Here is a 22025-nt window from a genome sequence, read left to right on the forward strand (position 1 = left end):
GAGCGAGTGAGGAACGAGCGAGACGAAACGCCCTCGGGCGCGGCAGCTGCGGCGGCTCGGCGGTGCGGATTCAGGCGGGGAGGAGCACCCGCACCTGACGGCGGATGTCGTCCACGATCTCGTCGACCGAGAGGGCGATGTTCACGGTGGCCGCCATGCTGACGAACGTGATGGCGGAGACCACGTGCGCGAGCGTGGCCGCATCGTCCGGACTGGTGCGCCGGCCGCGCTGCAGGACGGTCGCGATCGCCTCTTCGGTCTGCACGGTGAGGGCGAGCGCCTCGCGGTGGTGGGGCTCTTCGGGATCGCCGAAGACGATCTCGCGCAGGTACGTGCGCCCGTTGTCGATCTGCACCCGGTTGCACTCGACGACCGGCCGGATGATCGCGATCACCGCCTCGAGCGGATCAGCGACGCCTTCGGCCGCGGCTCTGCCCTCGGCGAGGGCGTCGAGGTAGCTGGAGTTCTGCACGAGCAGGAGCAGTTCGCCTTTGTTCTTGGCGTATAGGAACAGCGTTCCCGTGCCGATGTCCGCTTTGTCGGCGATCTGCTGCGTCGTGACGTCGTCGACGCCGTGCTGCGTGAAGAGCTCGCGGGCCGCGGCGGTGATGCGCTGCAGCTTGTCCTGCTTGTTGCGCTCGCGTCGACCGACCGGCTGGGTGTCGATGGCCATGGCGTGATCCTCCGGGGTGCAGAAACTGACTGACTTTCTGATTGTAGTCAGAAATGGGTGGGCTTCGGTGTCTGCCGCCCGGGCGGCAGCACCGGCCTACTCCCGGTAGTGGGGCAGGATGACGCCGCCGCTGACGTAGGTCAGGGCTGCCGACACGTCGTAGGCGTGGACCGCCGAGACCTGCGGTGCGAGCGCGCTCGAGAGCCTCTCGACGTCTCGGCTCGCGAAGAACGCCGCGCGGCCGGCCACATCGTCGAAGCCGAGCATGACGGAGGCGTGGAAGCGCTGATCGGCGGGGTTGTCGTGGGCGACGTCCGGCGTGTCCCAGAGCTTCTCGTTCCAGGGGAGGAACGTCTGGGTCCGCAGCTCTCTGAGTGCGCCGGTGCCGGCGAGCGCGGGTGCGAGTTCCCGGCTGACGAACTTCCGGAAGGCGCGTCCGCCGACGTCCGGCCGCCTCCGCAGGTAGACGAGGGCCCGCGCACCCGGTCTCCGGCCGGGCTCCGCCACGCGATACCACCGGGTGGAGTACGGCGGCCCCGCATACAGGAGCGTGCGCCGGAAGACGTTGATCTCGTCCTTGAACGCCAGCCTGGTCTGCGCGCGACCTCGCAGCGGTGAGACGATCGACCGGAACGTGACCTCGGCCACGCCGTCGATCCTGCGGTCGGCGGGAATCGCCGTCTCGATGCCGCGGGTGGACGGCCACAGACCGGGATTGTGCTCGGCGAGGTGGATCTGGCGGTACTCGTCCAGTCCGGGGGTCGCCGAGATGATGCCCGAGTGGGGGCCCTTCCAGTGATCCATGCCGGTCTGGCGGGGTTGGTCCGTGCGGACCCACAGCAGGATCGATGACGTGAGGGGCTTCCTCTTGTAGGGGGCGACGCTCATGTGCTCATTCCTCTCGATGAATCGGGGTGCCGTCAGCGGGCGAGGAAGCTGACCGCGACGGGCGCGAACTGCTCGTGGAACTGGAAGATCCCGCCGTGACCGGAGTCGCGGTAGATGACGAGCTCGGATCCCCGGATGCGGCGGTGCAGGTCTTCCGAGAGCACGGAGGGCACCATCCGGTCGTTGTCGCCGTTGGCGATCAGGGCGGGCTGGGTGATCTTCGAGAGGTCGGCCGGCGCGGAGCGCCCCCACTTCTTGATCGCCTTGAGCTGCGTCCGGAACGCCTTCGTCGTGATGGGGGCATCGCGATCGACGGTGCGCTCCTGGAGGCGCCTCACGAAGGCCTTGGCCGCGAGCTTGCCGGTCGCGTTGCGATTGAAGAAGAGGAACTCCTTCGGGTCCGACCGCGTCAGCGTGGCGCGCAGGATGTCGTAGTACGTGGTGCCGGCGACCTTGTCGATGTCCTTGCCGCCGGCGGGGCCGGTGCCGGTGAGGACGAGCTTGCGCACGAGCTCGGGATGCTTGACCACGAGCGCCTGGGCGACCATGCCGCCGAGCGAGAAGGCGAACACGTCGATCGTGTCGAATGCGAGCCCTCGGATGAAGGCGTAGGCGTCGTCTGCCATCGCCTCGACGCTGTCCGGCACCTCGCCGGTGGAGGCGCCGACGCCACGGTTGTCGAACGTGATGACGTGGCGGTCCTTCGCGATCGGATCCACGATGCGCGGATCCCAGTTGTCGAGAGTTGCGGCCAGATGGACGAAGAAGACGACGGGGACGCCCCCCTTCGGTCCCAGCTCGCGATAGGCGAACGTGACCCCGCCGGTGGAAAGGGTGCGGGTCGGTGCCTGCGCATACGACGTGATCGGGTCGCTGCTCGTGGTGCTCATGAGGTTCTCCTTGCTGTTCGTGGAAGGTCGGATGCGAGGATCGGATCCAATGCCGAGTACGCTCAAGTATGAGTGCCCTCAGTAATAATGTCAATACCCAGCCCGACGCGCCGAAGGGCGGAGGCCGGGCGCCGCCGTCCGCGACCGTCGGTCTTCTCGCGCCGCCTAGGGTTGACAGGTGAGCTCCCCCTCGTCCCGACCCCTCTGGCGTGGTCGAGCGCTCGCCCTCGTGGGCATCGTGCTGTTCGCCTTCTCGCTGCGTTCCGCGGTCGCCTCGCTGTCACCGCTGTACGACCACATCGCCGCCGACTTCGACGTGCCGGCGGCGGTCATCGGGCTGATCGGCACCGCGCCGCCCGTCTGCTACGCCGTGTTCGGCCTGCTCACGCCGGCCCTCGAGCGGCGGTTCGGGCTCGAGCGCCTGGCAGTCGTCGCGATGGTCGTCGTCGCGATCGGGTTGATCGTCCGCAGCCTGGCGCCGGGCTCGGGACTGCTGCTGGCGGGCACGGCACTGATCTTCGCCGCAGTCGGAGTGGGCAACATCCTGCTGCCGCCGCTCGTGAAGCGGTACTTCGCCGATCGCGTCGGGCTCATGACCACCGTCTTCTCCACGACGATGGCGCTCGCGACGTTCGTCCCGCCCCTCGTGGCGGTGCCGGTGGCGGATGCCTCGGACTGGCACGTGTCGCTGGGGCTCTGGGCCGTCTTCGCCCTGGTCGCGAGCGTCCCGTGGATCGGCCTCGCGGTGCGCCATGCCGCGGCCGAGAAGAGCCGTGCCGAAGCGGCGGCCGCGGACGATGACGACATCGAGCAGCCGAGCCCGCGCGCCTTCGGCCGCATGTGGCGGCTGCCTGTCGCGTGGGCGCTGCTCGTCGGGTTCGCCGTGTCGAGCAGTCTCGCCTACACCGCGTTCGCATGGCTGCCGACGATCCTCGTCGACATCGCGGGCGTCACCCCCGTCGTGGCAGGCGTGCTGCTGGCGCTGTTCGGGTTCATGGGTCTGCCGGCGTCGCTGGCGGTGCCCCTGCTGGTCACCCGGGGCAACGCGACCCGCGCGCTGTTCGGTGTCGCCGTCGGCACGGGCTTCGCGGGCATCGCAGGGCTGCTCTTCGTCCCCACCGTGGCGCCGTGGCTCTGGGTCGCGCTCCTCGGGCTCGCACCGTTGCTCTTCCCGATGATCCTCGTGCTCCTCGGCCTGCGCACCCGCACGCACGAGGGCGCAGTGGCGCTGAGCGGGTTCGTGCAGAGTGGCGGCTACGCGATCGCCGCCGTCTTCCCCGTCGGCATCGGGCTCCTCCACGACGCGACGGACTCCTGGACCGGCCCGCTCATCGTCCTCGCCGTCGTCGTGGCGGCCGCCATCCCTGCCGGCGTCGTCGCCGCGCAGCCGCACACCGTCGAGGACGACTGGGAACGTCGCCACGGCGCCTGGTGAGGCATCCGAAGTTCTCAGGCCCTTCGCGATATATCGTGTTAGGTTCGCCGACGTGACCAACGACGAGACCCCGGGACCCCTCGAGACCCCTGCAACTCTCGAGACTCGCGTGCGCACCGAGATCGCCGCTGCCGAGGCGCCCGACCGTCCGATCCGGCGGATGCTGCGCCGCGCGCGCCGCTGGATCGACGGGCATCCGCGGCTCAACCGCGCCTACCGGTTCGGGGTCGGCGCGGTCGGCGGCATCCTCGCGGTGGGCGGGCTGCTGCTCGTGCCACTGCCGGGACCGGGATGGCTCGTGGTGTTCCTCGGACTCGCCGTGCTCGGCACGGAATTCCACTGGGCGCGACGAACGGCCGCGGCGCTCAAGCGCCTGCTCGACCGATTCTGGGCGCGGTGGCGAGCGCGACGCGCGGCCCGCGCGGGCGACACGGCCTAGCTGTACCGGGTACACCTAGCGGCACGCAGACCGGCTCCACCGCGCGGGCCGAACGCGGGTGCCGCGCTGCGGGCGCACGCCACTCACCCTGCACCCGCGCGCGAACACGGGGTGAGGGTGAGAGCGACGGAGGAGTTTAAGCCTGCGACGACGAGACGGGCGAGGTCTCGTCCTCGTCTTCGTCGTTGTACTGGTCGGCCCACTTGTCGACGAACTCGTCGTCGTGGTGACCGAGCTCGCGCTCGAGTGCCGAGTAGTTCACGTTGTACGTGTCGTACTTCAGCTCACGGGCGATCTTGGTGTGCTTCGCCTTCTGACGGCCACGCCCCATGCGAGACCCCCTCATTTAAGGTCGCGGGCTATTCTGCGGGCTCTGGGCCTCGCAAACCCGGGCATTCACGAATCCGGCTTTAAACCGGTAAGAGTAGCATTCAGGATAACACGGAGCCCCGGTAGCCCGGCCGCTGCGGCCCCAGGGGCATAGGAGGAGTGCGGACATATGACCGATGAGGCATCCGAGCCCCAGGGCGAGGCGACGAGCGACGAGAGCCTCCATGGGGCGGTGGTCGCGGGAGTGATCCCCGACCAGTCGCCGCGGGTCCTCAAGGAGGCTGCCCGCTACGCGAAGCTGTTCCAGGTGCCGCTGGTCGTGGTCCACGTCGACGTGACCCGCTTCGTCACCTACGAGGACCCCGACGGGTACGTCCACTCGGCGCCCATCGACATCAACATCGCTGCCGGCGAGGGTGAGCTGGCGAAGGTGCAGGATGCCGCGGCATCCGTTCTCGGCGATGCCTGGCCGCACTGGACGGTGCGCCAGCTGGTCGGCGACCCGGCGATGGCGATCAAGCACTTCGCCGATCAGGTCGACGCTCGGCTGATCGTCGTCGGCACCCGCAAGCGCGGCTTCGGCGAGTCGGTCCGCGAGTTCTTCACCGGTGCGGTCGGCGTGCGCCTCGCGCACCGGCAGCACCGCCCGATCCTGATCGTGCCGCTCGGGGAGCCGGTGCCCGACGACGAGGAGATCTGGCCCGCCTGAGCGGGGTGAGATCCTCGGTCGGTGAGCGAGCGAGCGAGCGCCGGCGAGCGAGACGAAACGCCCCGGACCTGCGAGAAGGTCCGAGGCGTTTCGTCTCGCTTCGCTCGCTCAACGACCGGGGCAGATGCTCCGGGCCGTCGACCGGAACGGCCTCAGCCGCGCAGCGCGCGTGTCACCTCTCGGGCGACCTGGTCGAGCTCGCTCGCCACCTGATCCACGATCGAGGCCGCGAGGTCGCCGCCGCGCGCCACATGGACGCGGACGTCGCCGCGCAGGTTCGCGCGGAACTCGTTGACCAGAGCGTCGAGGCGCTGCATCTGCTCGCGGCTGCGCACCCGCGGGTCGTCTTCGCGCGGGCCCTGGGGCGTGGATTCGCGCTCGTCGTGAGAGGCGGCGGCCAGGTCGGCGCGCAGGCTCTTCATGGCCTCGCGAACGCTGCCGCGCACCTCGTCGGCGATGAGCCGCACTGAGTCGGCGAGTCCCGCCTCGATGCCCACGAGGTCGCCCGCGCGCGCCTGCACTTCGGCGTGGCCGGCCTCGGTGATCGCGTACACGGTCTTGCGGCCGTCGACCGACTTGGTCACGAGTCCCTCCTCTTCGAGCTTCGCCAGGCGCGGATAGATGGTGCCGGCGCTGGGGGTGTAGGTGCCCCCGGTGCGGTCCGACAGGGCCTGCATGATGTCGTAGCCATGGCGCGGACCTTCATCGAGCAGGTTCAGCAGATACAGGCGCAGATCGCCGTGCGAGAAGACCGGGGTCATCACAGCTCTCCTCGGTCGAAGCCGGCCGCCGCTTCACGGGCTGCCGAGTCATCGGTGCCGTCGTCTCCACCGGGGGCCGTCGGCGTGGATGCAGCGGGCGTTTCGGACGCCGGGGATGCGGCATCCGCAGCCGGGGTGGCCGCGCGTCGCAGCACCGTGATGTCGCCCGAGACGCTGTGGGCGCGCACATCGGCGAAGCTGCCGCTGAGCTCGCCGACCGAGCCGGCGAAGTTGGTTGTCGGGCCCGTGCCGTTGCCCGAGCGGACGACGCCGTCGACCTGTACGCGGCCACTGACGCTGCGGACGACGTAGTTGGCCGGGTAGCCCTCGTCGAGGCGCACCGTAGAGCTGCCGCTCACGGTGTTGAGGCCGACCGACAGGATGTCGCCGGTCGAGTCGACCAGGACCGCGCCCGAGACAGTGTCGATGGTGGCCTTGCGCAGCGTGCCGGTCGCAGCGACGTCGCCCGAGACGCTGTTGGCGTTGAGCGCGCCGACGAGCTCGCGCACCTGCACGTCGCCCGACACGGCGTTGACCGAGAGGTCGCCGCTCAGGCCGTCGACGATGATGTCGCCCGAGACGGTGTTGAGGGATGCGTCGCCGCGCAGGCCCGAGACGAGGGCACTCGCACTGACGACCCCGAGGGTGAGGGCGACCTCGCGGGGGACTGCGACGCTGATCTCGGCCTTCGGGCCGCCGGCGCCGAAGTTGCGGAACACCTCGAGGAAGTTGTCCCAGCGCAGCTGCGGGTGGTCGATCTCGACGTGGTCGTCCGCGACCTCGATGCGGAGGTCCTTGACGGTGACGTCGTGAACTTCGATGCGGATGCCGGGCTCGTCGTGGGCGATCACGTCGATCTGCCCGCCGACGAGTCCGATCTTGAGCGTGCGCACGGTCTCGATGTCGATGACGCGCGTCTCGCCCGGGTGGATGATCCACTTCTCCAGGGTCATGACTGTTTCTCCTGCGTATCTCGGGGGTTCAATATCGCGATATATCGCGTGAGCCCAGGGTAACACGATATATCGCGAGTCTGTCAAGGCCGGGTTTCGAATCTCCAGGTTCTTCCGGGTTGGGGCGCAGCGCGGACACTGGGGCGCACGCCGGGCGCTCCAAGTGCACGCGACGCGCCCCAAACCGCGCAGCAAGCGGATGTCCGGGCTTGACCTTGACGCAGCGTCAAGCTTTAACGTGGTCGACGAACCAAGAGGGGAGGCGACATGGACCAGGACGAATGGTCGATCCAGCAGATCGCGAAGCTGGCGGGCACCACCAGCCGCACGCTGCGTCACTACGACGACATCGGGCTGCTTCCACCGTCGAGCATCGGCCACAACGGCTACCGGTACTACGACCGGGCGGCGCTCGTGCGCCTGCAGCGCATCCTGCTGCTGCGCGAGCTCGGACTGGGCCTGCCGCAGATCGCCGATGTGCTCGAGCGGGAGACCGGCGAGGAGTCGGCTCTCGAGGCCCACCTGGCGTGGCTCCGTCAGGAGCAGGACCGGCTGGCGCGACAGATCGCGTCGGTGCAGCACACCATCGACGCAATGAGAGGAGGTGAAGGAATGATGGCAGAGAACATGTTCGACGGCTTCGACCACACGCAGTACAAGGACGAGGTCGAAGAGCGCTGGGGAAAGAAGGCGTACGCCGACAGCGACCGCTGGTGGCGCTCGATGAGCGCCGACGAGAAGGCCGCATGGCAGCAGCGGGTCTCAGACCTCGGTCGCGATTGGATCGCGGCCGCGGAGGCCGGGATCGCACCCGACAGCGACGAGGCTCAGGCGCTCGCGAAGCGCCACGTCGAGTGGCTGACCGGCGTGCCGGGCACGCCCGCGTCCACCCCGGGCGGCGACGTGAAGGGCTACGTGCTCGGTCTCGGCGAGATGTACGTGGCCGATCCGCGCTTCGGCGCCCAGTACAGTTCGGAAGCGCTTCGCGCCCGGGCGACGACCGACGGCGGCACCCGCGGTGCAGAGTTCGTGCGCGACGCGCTCCGCGTCTACGCGGAAGCGCACCTGTAGGCGCGAGGGCACCTGCCGGACAGACGGATGCCGCGGCCCACTCCGGCCGCGGCATCCGCTGTCTTCACGACTGTGGTGCAGATCAGGTGTTTCGGTTCCCGCTGATCACTCTGAACAGGAATGCGATCAGCGCGATGACTCCGATGATGATGGCCACCCACAGCAGCCAGCTCAGTGCGGAGTTGAGGCCGCCGACGATCGCGAGCACGATCGCGACGACGATGATGATGATCAGGGCGAGGTTCATGGGACGTTCTCCTTCTGCGTTGTCGATGCAGGGAATGCACCGCATGCCTCGTGGGCATGAATCGACAGTGGCACCCCGGCGACGCGGCCCGTAGGGGCTTGACGGCGCTGGTTTTCCGGTGATAAGTCGGCCGGCCGACCGGTGATACGGCCGGCGGGCGGCGATGTCAAGCCCCGTGAGCGCATCCTCGCGCATCCGTATTTTCGCGGGTATGAGCACATCGGCCTCCACCGACCCGACGACCGCCCACCACGACGGCTCGTTCCCGCCGCAGGAGCAGGAGCAGCCCGGTCTGACGGAGGAGACCCACCCGGAACCGGACCACGGCGAGCGCTCGTACCGGGGCGCGCTGCGCCTGACCGAACGGAGGACCCTCATCACCGGCGGCGACTCCGGCATCGGCCGTGCCGTGGCGATCGCGTTCGCACGCGAAGGCGCCGATGTCGCGCTGACGTACCTGCCCGAGGAGCAGGAGGACGCCGATGAGACGGCCCGCTGGGTCACCGAGGCGGGGGCGCGCGCCTTGCCCATGGTCGGAGACCTGCAGGAAGAGGACTTCTGTGCCGAGATCGTCGACCGCGCCGTCGGCGAGTTCGGCGGCCTGGACGTGCTCGTGCTCAACGCCGCGTATCAGAAGGACCGCGAGGGCATCGAGAAGCTCGAGACCGCCGAGTGGGACCGTGTGTTCCGCACCAACCTGTACGCGCAGATGTTCACGGCGCGTGCCGCGGTGCCGCACATGCAACCCGGGTCGTCGATCATCGTGACGACCTCGATCCAGGCGTTCAACCCGTCGCCGGGGCTGATCGATTACGCCATGACCAAGGCCGCGCAGGTCGCCTTCATCAAGGCGCTCGCGCAGGAGCTGGGCCCGAAGGGCATCCGTGTGAACGGCGTCGCCCCGGGACCGATCTGGACACCCCTCATCCCGGCGACCGGATGGGATGCCGAGCGACTCGAGTCGTTCGGCCAAGACACGCCCCTGGGACGGGCAGGGCAGCCCGCTGAGCTCGCCGGTGCCTACGTGTACCTGGCGAGCGACGACGCGTCGTACACGTCGGGCGCGATCCTGCCGGTGACCGGGGGCAAGGGCCTGTGACATCCGCCCACGAGGCGGTGACCGAAGGAGGAAGCCATGCCAGGAGGACGCGGGTCGAATCTCAAGGACCGCGATCTGTACGAAGAGCTCCGCGACGAGGGCGCTTCGAAGGAGAAGGCTGCGCGCATCTCGAATGCCGCTGCCAGCCAAGGCCGCAAGACCGTCGGCCGGCGCGGCGCGAAGGCGAAGGACTACGACGAGCGCACCGTGCCCGAGCTGCGAAAGCGCGCGAAGGAGCTCGGCCTCAAGGGGTACTCGGGCAAGAAGAAGTCCGAGCTCGTCGCGATGATTCGCAACCACTGACGGCGTGGTCGCCGTTCCCGCCGCCGAGCGCGCAGTCGAGTCCATCGACGGGCGCTCCGGCGGGACCGACGACCCGGGTAGCGTGAGCGGATGCCGAAGCTCGTCCGCGTGCGCCCCTACGAGGACCCGGGCTTCCGCAGGCTGCGTGCGGGTTCCGGGTTCCGCTACCTCGATGCGAAGGGCCGTGCGCCGGCGCCGCGACATCTGGCCCGCATCCAGGCGCTGGTGATCCCGCCCGCCTGGCAGGACGTGTGGATCAGCGTGCGGCCAGAGGGGCACATCCAGGCGGTCGGCGTCGATGACGCCGGCCGACGGCAGTACCTCTATCACGCGGACTGGACCGCCGGCCGCGACCGCGGCAAGTTCGCGCGAGCCTTGGCGCTCGCCGAGGCCCTGCCTCGCGCCCGCGCCCGGGTCACCACGTCGCTGCGACGGGACGCGCTCGACCGCGAACGGGTGCTGGCGGTCGCGTTCCGGCTCCTCGACGACGCGGCGCCGCGCATCGGCTCGGAGCGCTACCTCGCCGCGCACGGCAGCCGGGGCCTCACGACCCTGCAGCGACGGGATGCCACGGTGGAGGCATCCGTCGTCACGTTCTCCTTTCCGGGCAAGAGCGGCAAACGGCAGCTTCTCGAGATCGACGACGTGGAACTCGCCGCTGTCATCGAACTGCTCGCGGCGGGAAGGCCCCGCTCGCCGCTGCTCGCGTGGCAGCGCGGCGGACGCCGCATGCCGCTCACTCCGGCCGAGGTGAACGCGTACGTGCGCTCGCTGACCGGAGGCGGGTTCACCGCCAAGGACTTCCGCACCCTGCGCGGAACCATCCTCGCCGCCGAGGCGCTCGCGCGCATCGGCACGGTCGACACGAAGACCGACCTCAAGCGCGCCGAGGTGCTGGCGGTGCGCGTCACCGCCGAGGCGCTCGGCAACACGCCCTCGGTCGCGCGCGGCTCGTACATCGACCCGCGCGTGTTCGCCCGGTACAGAGACGGCCAGCTTCTCGACCTGTCGATCACGCCCGAGTCCGCGATCCGCGGCCTGCTCCGCCAGGGGCGCTGAGCCCTTCGACAGGCTCAGGGACCGTGGGGTTCCGGTCGCTGAGCCTGTCGAGGCGCCCTTCGGCGAGCTCGGGGACCGTGGAGTGCCGCTCAGGGGCCGTGGGGTGGCGGAGTAGCGTGAAGGGATGCCGCAGCCCGTCGACCCGCGCGTGCTCGGGGTCACCGTGGCGGGCGGGGCGATCGGCGTGCTTGCGCGTGCGGTCCTCGTCGCGCCCGTCGATGATCCGGCCGCCGTGGCGTGGGTGACGCTCGGCATCAACGTCGCCGGATCCCTGATCCTCGGGATCGTGGTCGGCTGGCTCGACGACCGCCGCCCGCTCGCCCGCGCCTTCCTCGGCACGGGGATCCTGGGCGGCTTCACGACCTACAGCGCGTTCGCGGTCGCGACGGCGCTGTGGGTCACGACGCCGTGGCTCGCGGCGGGGCTGGCCGCGGCATCCGTCGTCGCAGGTGTCGCGGGAGCGCTCGCCGGACTCTTCCTCGGACGCCGGATCTCGGACCGACCGGCTCGGATCGAACTCCCCGAGGACGCCGAGTGAGCCCCTGGCTGCTGCTCGCCGCACTCGCCGGCGGCGTGGGCGCCGGGCTCCGCTACATCGTCGATCGGCTGCTCACGCCGGTGAGGGGCATGGGGTTCCCGTGGGGGATCCTCGTGGTGAACGTCTCGGGGTCCTTCGCCCTCGGGGTGATCACCGGGCTCGGTGCCGCCATCGCCCCCGAGCTGTCGCTGGTTCTCGGTCTCGGCCTGCTCGGCGGCTACACGACCTTCAGCACCGTCTCCGTCGAGACCGTGCTGCTCGCCCAGCGGAGACGCCGGCGGGAAGCCGCACTCAACCTCTTCGGCACGCTCGCGCTCGCGGTGCTCGCCGCGGGCTTGGGACTCCTGCTCGGCGGGTGGATCGCGGCGCTCTGAGCGTGGAGGGCTCGGGAATCTCAGATGAGAACTGCATGAAATACTGACAACCGATACATCTCCGTATCGTGCGGGCTCCCGCATCCCTTGCACCACCACACCAGCGAAGGCCTCCGTGTGTCGAACCTCGCCGTCCTGAGTCTCAAGAACCGCGCTCTGATCGCTCTGATCACAATCGTCGCCGCCATCTTCGGCGGACTCGCGCTCACGAACCTCAAGCAAGAACTCATCCCCTCCATCGAGTTCCCCGCACTCATCGTCGTCTCGACCTACCCGGGTGCGTCGCCCGAGGTCGTGAGCAACGACGTGTCGGTGCCCATCGAGACCGCCATCCAGGGCGTGCCGGGGCTCGAGTCGTCGACGGCCACGAGCACCACGAACGCCTCGATCGTGCAGGCGTCCTTCACCTACGGCACCGACCTCGCGACCGCCGAGCAGAAGATGACGCAGGCGATCAACCGCATCAAGAGCCAGCTGCCCGAGGGGGTCGATCCGAGCGTCATCTCGGCGAGCATCGACGACTTCCCGGTGATCCAGCTGGCCATCACCGGCTACGACGACGAGGCGACGATCCAAGCTCAGCTCGAGGCATCCGTCGTCCCGGATCTTGAGGATGTCGACGGGGTCAACGCCGCGCAGATCGTCGGCGGCGTCGGCCAGCGGGTCACGATCACCCCCGACCAGGCGGCGCTCGCCGCGGCGGGCTTCACGCAGCAGGCGATCAGCGACGCGCTCGAGCAGAACGGCGTGCTGTTCCCGGGCGGTGAGGTCACCGAGAACGACGAGACGCTCACGGTGCAGACCGGCTCGAAGATCACGACGGTCGACGAGATCGCGGCGCTGCCGCTCGTGCCCTCGACGGCCGACCAGTTCCAGGGCGGCGCGACGACCATCGCGGATGTCGCGACCGTCGTCGAGGAGACCGACCCGGTCACCACGGTCTCACGCGTGAACGGCGAACCGGCGCTGACGATCGCGGTCACCAAGCTCCCCTCGGCCAACACCGTCGACGTGTCGCGTGGCGTGCTCGCGATCCTTCCCGACCTCGAGGAATCCCTCGACGGCGCGGAATTCACCGTCGTCTTCGACCAGGCCCCCTACATCCAGGAATCGATCGACACGCTCGCGAAGGAGGGCCTGCTCGGCCTCGTCTTCGCCGTCCTCGTCATCTTCGTCTTCCTGCTGTCGGTGCGCTCGACGCTCGTGGCCGCGATCTCGATCCCGACAAGCCTGCTGATCACCTTCATCGGCTTGCAGGCGTTCGGCTACTCGCTGAACATCCTGACGCTCGGCGCGATCACGATCGCGATCGGGCGCGTCGTCGACGACTCGATCGTCGTCATCGAGAACATCAAGCGGCACTACGTCGGCGATTCCGACAAGAAGACCGCCATCCTGCGCGGCGTCCGGGAGGTCGCCTCGGCCATCACGGCGTCGACCATCGTGACCGTGGCGGTCTTCCTGCCGATCGCGTTCGTCGGCGACGTCACGGGGGAGCTCTTCCGTCCGTTCGCGATGACCGTCACGATCGCGATGACGGCGTCGCTCTTCGTCGCGCTGACGATCGTGCCGGTGCTCGCGTACTGGTTCCTGAAGCCCGGCAAGCAGATCCTCGACGCCGAGGGCGTCGCGATCGACCCCGAAGACCCGGCCGCCCCGCCGAGCCGCCTGCAGAAGTCGTACCTGCCGATCCTCCGCTGGACGCTCAAGCACTCGTGGGTGACGCTCGCACTCGCCGTGCTGGTGCTCGTCGGCACGATCGCCGCCGCGCCGTTCATGAAGACCAACTTCTTGGGCGACTCGGGCCAGAACACCTTCACGATGACGCAGGACATCGGTCCGGCGCCTTCGCTCGAGGCCGAGAGCGCCGCCGCGGAGCAGGTCGAAGAGGTGCTCCTCGGCATCGACGGCATCGAAACCGTACAGGTGTCGATCGGCTCGAGCGGCTCGGCGCTGCGCGACGCGTTCTCGGGTGGCGGCAGCGGCATCACGTATTCGATCACCACCGACTCCGGCGCCGACCAGGTGGCACTGCGCGAAGAGGTGCAGGAGGCGGTCGCCGACCTCGACGACGCGGGCGAGATCACCGTCGCGGCGGGCGGCGGCGGCTTCGGCTCGACCGACATCGCGATCGACGTCACGGCCCCCGACTCCGACACCCTGCAGACCGCGACGGATGCCGTCATCGACGCCGTCGACGGCGCGGAGGGCGTCGGCCAGGTCTCGAGCAACCTCGCGGCGTCGCTGCCCTACATCGCCGTGACCGTGGACCGCGACAAGGCGGCGCAGCTCGGCCTGTCGGAGGTCGCGGTCGGCGCGCTGGTGTCGAACACGATGCAGCCGCAGTCCATCGGCACGGTCGAGATCGACGACACGTCGCTCACGGTGTACCTCGCCGCCTCCGAGACCCCGGCGTCGCTCGACGAGCTGCGACAGCTGCAGGTGCCCAGCGCCACAGGCCCCATCGCGCTCGAGGAGGTCGCGACGGTCGAACAGAGCGAGGGCCCCACGTCGATCACGACCGAGGCCGGCGAGCGAACGTCGACCGTGACGGTGACCCCGTCGACCGACGACCTCGCCACCGCCTCCGCCTCTGTGACGACAGCCCTCGCGGACGCCGACCTGCCCGCGTCGGCCGACGCGACGCTCGGCGGCGTCGTGACGCAGCAGCAGGATGCGTTCTCGCAGCTCGGCCTCGCCCTGCTCGCGGCCATCCTGATCGTCTACATCGTGATGGTGGCCACGTTCAAGTCGCTGCGCCAGCCGCTGCTGCTGCTCGTCTCGGTGCCGTTCGCGGCGACCGGTGCGATCCTGCTGCAGATCATCACGGGCGTGCCGCTCGGCGTCGCGTCGCTCATCGGCGTGCTGATGCTCATCGGCATCGTGGTGACGAATGCGATCGTGCTCGTGGACCTCGTCAACCAGTACCGCGAGAAGGGGCTCAGCGCGCACGACGCGACCGTCGCCGGTGGCTCTCGCCGTCTGCGCCCCATCCTCATGACGGCGCTCGCCACGATCTTCGCGCTGACGCCGATGGCGCTCGGCATCACGGGTCAGGGCGGGTTCATCTCGCAGCCGCTCGCGATCGTCGTGATCGGCGGCCTGGTGTCGTCGACCGTGCTGACGCTGCTCGTGCTGCCGACGCTGTACAACCTCGTCGAGGGCGCGAAGGAGCGGCGCGCAGCGCGTCGTCGCGACCGCGGTGACGAGGACGGCGGCGACGGCGGTCCGGCCCCTGAGGGTGACGGCCCGGCGGGCGGAACCGATGCCGTGGACGAGCGCGAACTCGTCGGCGCCGGTGTCGGCGCGGGTGCACGCGCGGGCGCCGCGGCGGCCGGGGCCGGCGAGGCAGGCGCCGGTGCGGCAGGCGCCGGTGCGGCCGGTGCCGGCGCGGCGGGTGTCGCGGCCGGTGCCGCAGGCGCGGCCGCCCTCGAGACCCGGCGCCAGCGTCGCCAGCGCGAGCGCGGCGGCGTGGCAGAGGTCGCCGTGCCGGTGATCGAGGAGGGACCCGACGTCGAGGTGTCGGACTCTGCACCCGCTCCGGCGATCGTTGACGACGTGCCCGCGGAGGCCGAGGAGCAGGCTCCGGCGTCCGCCGGCGCTGACTCGTCGGCCGACTTCGAGGTGCCCGTCATCGACGCTGTGCCGACCGCTCAGCCCTCGGGCGACGCGGTCGCGGAGCCGAACGAGGTCCCGGATGCCGATGGGCAGGATGCCGCCGCGCATGCACCGGTGACCGAGCCGGAACTCGACGCGTCCGAGTCGTCGGAGGATGCCGTAGAGAGCGAGACCGAGACCGTGACCGAGCCCGACGTGACGGGCGGTGACGCGTCCGAGGCGGACGCCGATGTGGCAGACGTCGCACCGGTCGGTGCCGAAGGTGAGACCGGTGCGTTCGGTGGATCCGACGTCGAGCCGGCAGAGCAGCCCGAGACCGCGGCGGACGAGGCGGCAGAGCAGCCCGAGATCGCGGAGGACGAGGCGGCAGCGCAGCCCGACCGCGCGGTGGACGAGGTGCAGCCCGAGGTGTCGACCGGTTCAGAGGATGAGCCCGAGGCGGAGTCCGCCGACGAGGCCGAGAGTGCGGCTGAAGTCCGCGATGCGGAATCCGAGTCCGTCGCGGACGAGGCCCGTACGTCCGAGGAGCCGGAGCCCGAGCAGGGCGACGCGACCCACGAGGACGAGGTTCGCCCCGAGTCCTCACCCGCCGAGACGGAGGCCGAAGCCGAAGCCGAGCCGGGATCCATCGAGAGTCCCGAGACGGACGAGGAGCCCGCTTCCGACCGCGACGGCGAACACGGCGAGCGTCGGCACGACACCTGACTCCGGTCTCGAACGAGCCTGAAGGGACGGATGCCGCGAGCAGCGGCATCCGTCCCCTTCTCAGTTGCAGTGGCTGACCCGCGCCGAGCTCAGCTCCTGCTGACGATCAGATACCGCTCGTCGTCGATGGGGCGGCCCCAGAACGATGCGTCGTCGAGCGGCCGCAGCAGCACGTCGTCGCGGAACCGACCGACGAGCTCCGCACATTCCGCTGCGCTCAGCCCGGCGCCCGTATGCCATCGGCCTTCGATGAGGATCAGGACGCCGGTGGGCACGAGCAGGCCGATCCAGGTCGCCAGCGCGGCTGCCGGATCCGGCATCGCCCACAGCACATGCCGCGCGAGGACGACATCGTACGAGCCGGCCGGGAGACCCGGGTTCGCGGCGTCGGCCACGGTGAAGACCGGTGCCGGCACGATGCCCTCCGCCTTCGCGCGGGCCCGTCGCACCATCTCGGGCGAGAAGTCGACACCGCTCACGACGTGCCTGCCCTCGACCGCGAGGAGGACCGACAGCGTGCCCGTTCCGCATCCGAGGTCCGCGACGTGGCGGCCGGGATCTCCTACGAGGGGAAGCAGCAGATCGGCCCAGGCGCGACGGGTCTCCGGATCACGCAGGCCGTGATCGGCCGCGTCGTCGAACGTCAGCGCTTCGCGATCCCACAGAGATCTCGACTCGTCGGTCACCCGGTGGTCCTTCCGCGAATCTGGTCGGTCGGGCGATCGCCGGTCAGCTCTTCTTCAACTCCTCGGCGAACATCACCAGGATGCCGCTGGGACCGCGGAGGTAGGTGAGCTTGTAGACGTCGTCATAGGTGGCCACCCCGCGCAGCGGGTGGCAGCCGTGCCTCGCGGCGATCGCGAGCGCTTCGTCGATGTCGTCGACGGAGAAAGCGACGCGGTGCATGCCGATCTCGTTCGGAAGGGTGGGTTCCGTCTCGATGGCGTCGGGATGGATGTACTCGAAGAGCTCGAGCTGACCGTGACCGTCGGGCGTCTGGAGCACGGCGATCTTGGCGTGGTTGCCCTCGAGGCCGACGGCGGTGTCGGCCCATTCGCCACTGACCGTGTCGCGGCCGAGGACCGTCAGGCCGAGGTCCGTGAAGAAAGCGATCGCCGCGTCGATGTCGCGCACGGCGATGCCGACATTCTCGAGCTTGATGGCCATGAGCTGCATGCTACTCATGGGCTCCGACGCACTCCTAGTGCGACGTGAGGCCGACCTGCCAGCGGTGCTGCTCACGGGCGAAGAGCACGGCGAAGGTGCCCCACACGCCGATGTCGTCGGCGAAGCCGAGCGGCCCCAGGAGCAGCTCGGGAATCAGGTCGATCGGCGCGAACGTGTAGACGACGGCGGCGATCGCCACGACCCATGTCGTCGGTGCGACACGATGCTCGCGGCGCTTGACCGCCCTGAGAAACCTCCACCACATGCACCCCAGTGTGCGTGCCCCGCACGCCCGGGGGCCTGTCGAGACGGAATCGTGATCGTTCAGTCAGGGGATGCACAGCCCGCGGTCAGCGGGTCACGGCTCGCCCTGATCCGACTCGTCGTCGGGGATCTCGTCGCTGCGCGGCCCGACGAAGTCGCCGGTGATGGTGTGCTCGCGTTCGACATCCTTGATGACGTCGGTCTTGAGATCGCTGGCGGGATTGCTGTCTTCCGGGGACAGGCGCGGAACGAAGCTGTCGGTCATCACACTCTCCTTCGCGGCCGAGCCGCCTAGCGGTCGGCCTTCTCGTCCTCTTCCGGCTCGAACGTCGACGGCACGCCCGTGTGGCCCGCCGCGACCCCATCGGGCGCGTCGGGGATCGTCCCGTCGCGTCCGAGGCCGCCCGGCTTGCGGGTGCCCTCGTCGTCCGTCTTCGGCTCTTCTGCGTTGCGGTCCATGTGATGCTCCTTCGTCCTCAGGGGAAACGTACGTCCACGCGCGGGCGCACGGACCCCGGTTGACAAGGGCGGAGCGGCGCGGCAGGAACAGTTCCCTCACCCCGCAGCGGTGTCAGGACGCGCGGAGCTCCGCGCGCCGCAGCTCACGACGCGGTCGACGATCAGCGCGTCGATCCCCTCGCGTCTCAGACAGGCGGCGACGGCGAGCCCCGCAGGCCCGGCTCCGACGACGAGCACATGAGCAACGGCGGCGGACGCTCTGTCGGAGCATGGGGCTACCGTCGACGCATGGTGTTCGCGAATGCAGGAAGTCTGGGTGCCGCTCCCGGCAAGCGGGACGAGCTCGTGCGCCACCTCACGCGCCGGAGCGACCACCTGCGGGAAGTCGGCTGCCTCCTGTACGAGGTGGGCGTGAACGACGCGGATCCCGACACGGTCTACGTGGTCGAGCTGTGGGAGAGCGCCGACGCGCATCGTGCCTCGCTGGCGCTCCCGGAGGTGCAGGCTTCGATCGCGGATGCCCGCCCGATGCTCTCCGGCGCCTTCGGCGGCTTTCAGTTCGATGTCGTCGGGTCGCCGCTGCGCGACGGTTCGGCCCCGGCGCCGTCCTGACACCAACGGGCGTCGCGCGCTGAACTGCCCGCGTCGGGACCGTCCCCGTCAGTCCGGGCGGCCGGCGACGCCGAGGAAGCGGATGAAGACCGCGATCCAGCCGAAGATCAGCGCGAACACGATGATCTCGAACGCGGTGAGCGAGAAGAAGCCGATCGCGGGGATGAAGAGGATCACCGAGGCCACCATGGCCGCGAGGAATGCCCATGACGCGACGAAGTAGGTGCGCGGCATCCCTCGGAGGAAGTTCGGCCCGCCGATGAGCAGGACGAGGAACATCGCCGCCATGCCGGATGCCGAGAGGTTGTGCAGCGCGAGGTTCACGTCGACGGGGAACACGCCCACGCACGCCAGCATGATGCCCATGATGGCGAAGAGTACGGAGACGATGCGCGGTCCGCGCGGGTTCTCGAGCACGCCCGCCGCCGCGAGGGCGCGCATGTCGTTGGCGATGTAGACGGCGAAGGTCGTCACGAGCAGACCCGCTGCCATGAGGGTGCCGTTGAACACCCAGCTCGACAGGTCGTCCTCGAAGGAGCCGAGATGGCTGAAGTGGATCGTCCACCACTTCGGGTCGGGCGTCGTGACCATGGCCGTGAGCGTGCCGATGGCGATGAACGCGAGCAGCAGCGATGACATGCGCTGCGTCGTCATCGCCGAGACCGAGAGGAACACGATCCACGTGGTGATGCCGAGTGTCACCGCCATCAGCACGACCGCCCAGAACGTCACGATCGGCAGCCCGATGAAGCCCATGGCGAGCACGCGATACAGCGCGTACACCGCCACGAAGGCGAGCGCTGTGTGGACGATGACCACCGAGATGGTGTTGACGATGAACTTCCACGACGGCAGTGTCTGCCGCCACTCCTGCCCGGGACGGTTGCGCGCGCGCCAGTACTCGGCCGTCGATGCGGCGGCGGCGACCACTGCCGCGCCGCACGCCGCCCATACCGCGAAGGAGTCGGCTTGGCCGGCGAGCTGCAGATCCGGCGCGAACACGCCGACGAGGAGGCCGTAGACCGCCCCGATCGCGCCGGCAATGAGCCCGGCGTAGACCGCCTGAGACTCCGCACGGCGGCCGGGTGTGGGTGCTGCCGTCGCGGGCAGGGTCGAGGTGTTCGTGGTGCTCACGAGGTCAGAGTACGACCGCTCCCGGCCGTCCGGGGTGTTCGGCGCGACACGATCCGGTGACGGATGCCACGGGCCGCGTCTCGATGCTCCGGCGAGGGAGGCTCGGGCTGACGGATGTCGCGCCGCTCAGGCGCCGCGCTGCAGCCAGGGGCGCAGCATCCGTGTCACCCATGGCAGCACCGCGTACGTCATCACCGGGGTGAGCAGCACCGTCGTGAGCAGCACGCGCGCGATCAGCGGCCATTCCGCGAACCCTGGAACGAAGCCGAGGAGCCACGACGCGAGGAGATTCGTGGGGAAGAAGCCGAGCCAGATCGTGACGGCCTGCTTCCAGCGCGCCGGGGCGGGTGGGATCGGCTGCTGGACCGGTCCGGTGGACGGTGCCGTGGAGACAGCCGGATGCCGCGACTCGACGTTGGTCGCGAACGGAGCGTCGAACCACCCCTCGATGCCGGTGCGTCGCTCGACCCGGACCTCGTTCGCGAAGGCGCGGCCGGAATCGAGCCACCACGAGCGCTGCGGCGAATCCTCCCAGGCCTCGAGGGTCGGGATGTCGCGGAAGCGGTAGAGCATGTACCAGAGGTCGCTGCTCTCGCCGGCACGGACCCAGCCGGAACCGAGGAAGCCCGCGAAGCCGGCGGCGAGATCGGTTCCTGCCTGCATCCAGCTCGTGGCTTCTGCGGTGCGGGAGGGGTCGATGCGTCGTTCGATCGCAACGGTGATGGGGTGGGCCACGGGGTCTGCCATGGCATCCATTCTGCGGTGGTGCGGGCGTCCGCGACGCGCCGGCGGGCGCCGACGGGTGGGGGCGCCAGTGTGCGGGGAAGAGCCAGCAGCCAGGCGCCCATCGTGACGAACGCGACCAACTCGAACAGTGCGAGCGTGATGAACCCGGCGGTCAGCACGATCATGCCGACGGCGAGCAGCGCGACGCAGAAGACGGTGATGCGGCGGAACCGTCGGCTGCGACCGGGGATCGCGAGGCCGGTGGCGACCGTCGCAAGGAACGACAGCCCCAAACAGGCCGCGATGATGTCGTGCATGACGACGCTCACCGGAATGGGAACGAGCCCCACGCCGGTGAGGTGGAGGCCGGCCGACACGATCGACCCGCGGAAGCCGCGCGCCCTGCGGCGGCTCATGCCGGCGGGAAGCGCAACCGCGACCAGCACGCCGTAGGCAGCCAGGAAGAACCCCGAGAAGATCACGATGGTGTTGAACGTCCGGCCGGAGAAGTCGGAGTGCGTCCCCAGCTGGGAGAAGTGGTGATGCCACCACGTCGGGTCATGGCTGGCGAGCAGTGAGACGAGCACGCCGACCGGGAGCGAGAGCACGGCGAGCCGTCCGACGCGGTGCGCGAGGAGCGACGGGTCGGTGCGGACGGGCGCTGTGCCCAGCCTCGGCAGGTCGGCGTCATCGGCGGTCGAGGGCTCGGACACCGTCGGGGGCGAGGCTGCCGTGCGGCGGGACGCGGCATGCGCGCGAGCCGGTCGGGCGGCGGGCGCGATCGCGCGAGGCGCCGCGGCTTGACCGCTGGTTGCGTCGAAAAGGGTCGTGGGAGGCATTCGACTCACGATCGGTTCTATACGACGCCCCCGGTGTGCCGACATCCCCCAATAGACCCCGACCCCGGGGTCCGCCGGCTCTGACGACAATTCCCCAGTTCAGCAGATAGCGCTGATCAGCAAAAAACGCTGTTCAGCCGCGAGCCGCTGAGTCAAACAGTAGCCCGGCCTCCAGGGAGAATGTCCGGCTGATGGCGAATCGATTCTGCGCTCGCGCTCAGCGGCTGTGCAGGCGGCATTGGTACGCTGGCGCGGTCGGCTCTGGACAACGCGTTATGCGCGGATCGGGTTTGTGAGTCTTTGGGGCCGATGGTCTGGGCGCGTCCGCCCTGACGACCATCACATCGAATGGCCCCCGGCCGACGAACAGTCCGGGTAACTCCTCGCCGCCGTGGGCGGCATCGCACGCACGCGCGCGGGGGAGTGCTGTTCCGCGAGAACAACCCAGAGAAGGACAAACCGTGCCCAAGAACAAGAAGCCGGCCGGCGGCCGCCCCGCCAAGAACTTCGAACCCCGCTACGGCGCGAAGTCCAGCTACCAGGATCGCAAGCGCCGCCCGGGCGAGTCGTCGGCGGGTCAGACAGGCAGCCGCAGCGCCGGCCACCGCGGCCACCGACCCGAAGAGGCGGATGCCTCGCCCAAGCGCCGCTGGAACGCCCAGGAGCGTGCCGGCCGCGGCGAAGCCCGCGCTATCCGCACCCACGCCCGCGACGACCGTCCGGCGCGTTCGT

25 protein-coding genes and 2 pseudogenes are annotated in these 22025 nt (G+C 69.7%); 13 read left to right on the forward strand and 14 right to left on the reverse strand.

All coding sequences use genetic code 11. From position 1 onward, the window contains the following. Window positions 1–70: 70 nt before the first annotated feature. The 3 genes from B1729_RS16880 to B1729_RS16890 form a co-directional block, all read right to left on the reverse strand. Window positions 71–673: a TetR/AcrR family transcriptional regulator gene (locus B1729_RS16880; RefSeq protein ID WP_163616000.1), complete on the reverse strand. Its 603-nt coding sequence runs from the start codon at window positions 671–673 to the stop codon at window positions 71–73. Window positions 674–769: 96 nt separating this feature from the next. Continuing rightward, window positions 770–1561: a strictosidine synthase gene (locus tag B1729_RS16885; RefSeq protein ID WP_163633935.1), complete on the reverse strand. Its 792-nt coding sequence runs from the start codon at window positions 1559–1561 to the stop codon at window positions 770–772. Between the two features lie 32 nt (window positions 1562–1593). Continuing rightward, a complete protein-coding gene (locus B1729_RS16890) occupies window positions 1594–2451 on the reverse strand; it encodes an alpha/beta hydrolase (protein ID WP_163616004.1) in 858 nt (285 codons plus the stop codon). A gap of 178 nt (window positions 2452–2629) precedes the next feature. Here B1729_RS16890 and B1729_RS16895 point away from each other — a divergent pair, with 178 nt between their 5' ends. Beyond that, complete coding sequence (locus B1729_RS16895) at window positions 2630–3886, forward strand: MFS transporter (protein WP_163616005.1); 1257 nt, start codon at window positions 2630–2632, stop codon at window positions 3884–3886. A gap of 52 nt (window positions 3887–3938) precedes the next feature. Beyond that, window positions 3939–4325 carry a TIGR02611 family protein gene (locus B1729_RS16900; RefSeq protein WP_239539692.1) on the forward strand — a complete coding sequence of 129 codons (387 nt, stop codon included), beginning with the start codon at window positions 3939–3941 and terminating at the stop codon, window positions 4323–4325. A gap of 136 nt (window positions 4326–4461) precedes the next feature. On the opposite strand, the gene B1729_RS16905 is transcribed toward B1729_RS16900, so the two are convergent. Continuing rightward, entirely contained in the window at window positions 4462–4656 is a 195-nt protein-coding gene (locus tag B1729_RS16905; RefSeq protein ID WP_163616007.1) for a DUF3073 domain-containing protein, read from the reverse strand. A gap of 168 nt (window positions 4657–4824) precedes the next feature. On the opposite strand from B1729_RS16905, the gene B1729_RS16910 reads away from it, so the two are divergent. Then, window positions 4825–5364, forward strand: coding sequence for a universal stress protein (locus B1729_RS16910; protein WP_163616008.1), 540 nt, complete (start codon window positions 4825–4827; stop codon window positions 5362–5364). Between the two features lie 152 nt (window positions 5365–5516). Here B1729_RS16910 and B1729_RS16915 read toward each other — a convergent pair whose 3' ends face one another. Next, window positions 5517–6125: a PadR family transcriptional regulator gene (locus B1729_RS16915; RefSeq protein WP_163616010.1), complete on the reverse strand. Its 609-nt coding sequence runs from the start codon at window positions 6123–6125 to the stop codon at window positions 5517–5519. Continuing rightward, on the reverse strand, window positions 6125–7078 hold the full coding sequence (locus tag B1729_RS16920) for a DUF4097 family beta strand repeat-containing protein (RefSeq protein WP_163616011.1): 954 nt from the start codon (window positions 7076–7078) through the stop codon (window positions 6125–6127). The genes B1729_RS16915 and B1729_RS16920 overlap by 1 nt, the downstream gene beginning before the upstream one ends. A 267-nt stretch (window positions 7079–7345) precedes the next feature. Here B1729_RS16920 and B1729_RS16925 point away from each other — a divergent pair, with 267 nt between their 5' ends. Continuing rightward, window positions 7346–8149, forward strand: a complete 804-nt coding sequence (locus tag B1729_RS16925) for a MerR family transcriptional regulator (RefSeq protein WP_163633937.1) — start codon at window positions 7346–7348, stop codon at window positions 8147–8149. Window positions 8150–8231: 82 nt separating this feature from the next. On the opposite strand, the gene B1729_RS20655 is transcribed toward B1729_RS16925, so the two are convergent. Continuing rightward, window positions 8232–8396 carry a hypothetical protein gene (locus B1729_RS20655; protein WP_204259965.1) on the reverse strand — a complete coding sequence of 55 codons (165 nt, stop codon included), beginning with the start codon at window positions 8394–8396 and terminating at the stop codon, window positions 8232–8234. A gap of 211 nt (window positions 8397–8607) precedes the next feature. Here B1729_RS20655 and B1729_RS16930 point away from each other — a divergent pair, with 211 nt between their 5' ends. The 6 genes and pseudogenes from B1729_RS16930 to B1729_RS16955 form a co-directional block, all read left to right on the forward strand. After that, a complete protein-coding gene (locus B1729_RS16930) occupies window positions 8608–9495 on the forward strand; it encodes an SDR family oxidoreductase (RefSeq protein WP_163633939.1) in 888 nt (295 codons plus the stop codon). Between the two features lie 36 nt (window positions 9496–9531). Beyond that, the gene (locus B1729_RS16935; protein ID WP_163616016.1) at window positions 9532–9798 is read left to right on the forward strand and encodes a Rho termination factor N-terminal domain-containing protein; all 267 of its coding nucleotides are present in this window, start codon (window positions 9532–9534) and stop codon (window positions 9796–9798) included. Window positions 9799–9888: 90 nt separating this feature from the next. Next, window positions 9889–10857: a DNA topoisomerase IB gene (locus B1729_RS16940; RefSeq protein WP_163633941.1), complete on the forward strand. Its 969-nt coding sequence runs from the start codon at window positions 9889–9891 to the stop codon at window positions 10855–10857. Window positions 10858–10981: 124 nt separating this feature from the next. Then, a complete protein-coding gene (locus B1729_RS16945; protein ID WP_163633943.1) occupies window positions 10982–11395 on the forward strand; it encodes a CrcB family protein in 414 nt (137 codons plus the stop codon). Further along, the gene (locus B1729_RS16950; RefSeq protein WP_163633945.1) at window positions 11392–11769 is read left to right on the forward strand and encodes a CrcB family protein; all 378 of its coding nucleotides are present in this window, start codon (window positions 11392–11394) and stop codon (window positions 11767–11769) included. The genes B1729_RS16945 and B1729_RS16950 overlap by 4 nt, the downstream gene beginning before the upstream one ends. 117 nt (window positions 11770–11886) lie before the next feature. After that, a pseudogene (locus B1729_RS16955) lies at window positions 11887–14961 on the forward strand (efflux RND transporter permease subunit); the annotation flags it as partial. A gap of 1220 nt (window positions 14962–16181) precedes the next feature. Here the strand turns inward: B1729_RS16955 and B1729_RS16960 are convergent. The 5 genes from B1729_RS16960 to B1729_RS20660 form a co-directional block, all read right to left on the reverse strand. Next, window positions 16182–16778: a class I SAM-dependent methyltransferase gene (locus B1729_RS16960; protein ID WP_163633949.1), complete on the reverse strand. Its 597-nt coding sequence runs from the start codon at window positions 16776–16778 to the stop codon at window positions 16182–16184. A 43-nt stretch (window positions 16779–16821) separates the two neighbouring features. Next, a complete protein-coding gene (locus B1729_RS16965) occupies window positions 16822–17259 on the reverse strand; it encodes a VOC family protein (RefSeq protein ID WP_163616107.1) in 438 nt (145 codons plus the stop codon). A 34-nt stretch (window positions 17260–17293) separates the two neighbouring features. Beyond that, entirely contained in the window at window positions 17294–17524 is a 231-nt protein-coding gene (locus B1729_RS16970) for a YkvA family protein (protein ID WP_163633951.1), read from the reverse strand. 93 nt (window positions 17525–17617) lie between these two features. Continuing rightward, window positions 17618–17788 (reverse strand): hypothetical protein, encoded by a 171-nt coding sequence (locus B1729_RS16975; protein WP_163616027.1) that lies wholly within the window; start codon window positions 17786–17788, stop codon window positions 17618–17620. A 26-nt stretch (window positions 17789–17814) separates the two neighbouring features. Continuing rightward, on the reverse strand, window positions 17815–17982 hold the full coding sequence (locus B1729_RS20660; protein ID WP_204259966.1) for a hypothetical protein: 168 nt from the start codon (window positions 17980–17982) through the stop codon (window positions 17815–17817). A 288-nt stretch (window positions 17983–18270) separates the two neighbouring features. Between B1729_RS20660 and B1729_RS16985 the strand changes: the two genes are divergently transcribed. Beyond that, window positions 18271–18594, forward strand: a complete 324-nt coding sequence (locus B1729_RS16985) for an antibiotic biosynthesis monooxygenase family protein (RefSeq protein WP_163633953.1) — start codon at window positions 18271–18273, stop codon at window positions 18592–18594. Between the two features lie 48 nt (window positions 18595–18642). On the opposite strand, the gene B1729_RS16990 is transcribed toward B1729_RS16985, so the two are convergent. Continuing rightward, on the reverse strand, window positions 18643–19728 hold the full coding sequence (locus B1729_RS16990; protein WP_163616030.1) for a DUF998 domain-containing protein: 1086 nt from the start codon (window positions 19726–19728) through the stop codon (window positions 18643–18645). Between the two features lie 126 nt (window positions 19729–19854). After that, window positions 19855–20475: an antibiotic biosynthesis monooxygenase gene (locus tag B1729_RS16995; RefSeq protein ID WP_239539693.1), complete on the reverse strand. Its 621-nt coding sequence runs from the start codon at window positions 20473–20475 to the stop codon at window positions 19855–19857. Window positions 20476–20577: 102 nt separating this feature from the next. On the opposite strand from B1729_RS16995, the gene B1729_RS20815 reads away from it, so the two are divergent. Beyond that, window positions 20578–20907 (forward strand): resolvase, encoded by a 330-nt coding sequence (locus B1729_RS20815; RefSeq protein WP_239525564.1) that lies wholly within the window; start codon window positions 20578–20580, stop codon window positions 20905–20907. Window positions 20908–21754: 847 nt separating this feature from the next. Beyond that, a pseudogene (locus tag B1729_RS17005) lies at window positions 21755–22025 on the forward strand (ATP-dependent helicase); the annotation flags it as partial.

Origin of the sequence: Microbacterium sp. B35-04, from assembly GCF_010634885.1 — a bacterium.
In the GTDB taxonomy this organism is placed as follows: domain Bacteria; phylum Actinomycetota; class Actinomycetes; order Actinomycetales; family Microbacteriaceae; genus Microbacterium.

Bases quoted from the DNA above. Each gene is read 5' to 3' on its own strand.
- B1729_RS16880 (WP_163616000.1), bottom strand. From the start codon at position 673: ATGGCCATCGACACCCAGCCGGTCGGTCGACGCGAGCGCAACAAGCAG.
- B1729_RS16885 (WP_163633935.1), bottom strand. From the start codon at position 1,561: ATGAGCGTCGCCCCCTACAAGAGGAAGCCCCTCACGTCATCGATCCTG.
- B1729_RS16890 (WP_163616004.1), bottom strand. From the start codon at position 2,451: ATGAGCACCACGAGCAGCGACCCGATCACGTCGTATGCGCAGGCACCG.
- B1729_RS16905 (WP_163616007.1), bottom strand. From the start codon at position 4,656: ATGGGGCGTGGCCGTCAGAAGGCGAAGCACACCAAGATCGCCCGTGAG.
- B1729_RS16910 (WP_163616008.1), top strand. From the start codon at position 4,825: ATGACCGATGAGGCATCCGAGCCCCAGGGCGAGGCGACGAGCGACGAG.
- B1729_RS16915 (WP_163616010.1), bottom strand. From the start codon at position 6,125: ATGACCCCGGTCTTCTCGCACGGCGATCTGCGCCTGTATCTGCTGAAC.
- B1729_RS16920 (WP_163616011.1), bottom strand. From the start codon at position 7,078: ATGACCCTGGAGAAGTGGATCATCCACCCGGGCGAGACGCGCGTCATC.
- B1729_RS16925 (WP_163633937.1), top strand. From the start codon at position 7,346: ATGGACCAGGACGAATGGTCGATCCAGCAGATCGCGAAGCTGGCGGGC.
- B1729_RS20655 (WP_204259965.1), bottom strand. From the start codon at position 8,396: ATGAACCTCGCCCTGATCATCATCATCGTCGTCGCGATCGTGCTCGCG.
- B1729_RS16930 (WP_163633939.1), top strand. From the start codon at position 8,608: ATGAGCACATCGGCCTCCACCGACCCGACGACCGCCCACCACGACGGC.
- B1729_RS16935 (WP_163616016.1), top strand. From the start codon at position 9,532: ATGCCAGGAGGACGCGGGTCGAATCTCAAGGACCGCGATCTGTACGAA.
- B1729_RS16940 (WP_163633941.1), top strand. From the start codon at position 9,889: ATGCCGAAGCTCGTCCGCGTGCGCCCCTACGAGGACCCGGGCTTCCGC.
- B1729_RS16945 (WP_163633943.1), top strand. From the start codon at position 10,982: ATGCCGCAGCCCGTCGACCCGCGCGTGCTCGGGGTCACCGTGGCGGGC.
- B1729_RS16965 (WP_163616107.1), bottom strand. From the start codon at position 17,259: ATGGCCATCAAGCTCGAGAATGTCGGCATCGCCGTGCGCGACATCGAC.
- B1729_RS16970 (WP_163633951.1), bottom strand. From the start codon at position 17,524: ATGTGGTGGAGGTTTCTCAGGGCGGTCAAGCGCCGCGAGCATCGTGTC.
- B1729_RS16975 (WP_163616027.1), bottom strand. From the start codon at position 17,788: ATGACCGACAGCTTCGTTCCGCGCCTGTCCCCGGAAGACAGCAATCCC.
- B1729_RS20660 (WP_204259966.1), bottom strand. From the start codon at position 17,982: ATGGACCGCAACGCAGAAGAGCCGAAGACGGACGACGAGGGCACCCGC.
- B1729_RS16985 (WP_163633953.1), top strand. From the start codon at position 18,271: ATGGTGTTCGCGAATGCAGGAAGTCTGGGTGCCGCTCCCGGCAAGCGG.
- B1729_RS16995 (WP_239539693.1), bottom strand. From the start codon at position 20,475: ATGGCAGACCCCGTGGCCCACCCCATCACCGTTGCGATCGAACGACGC.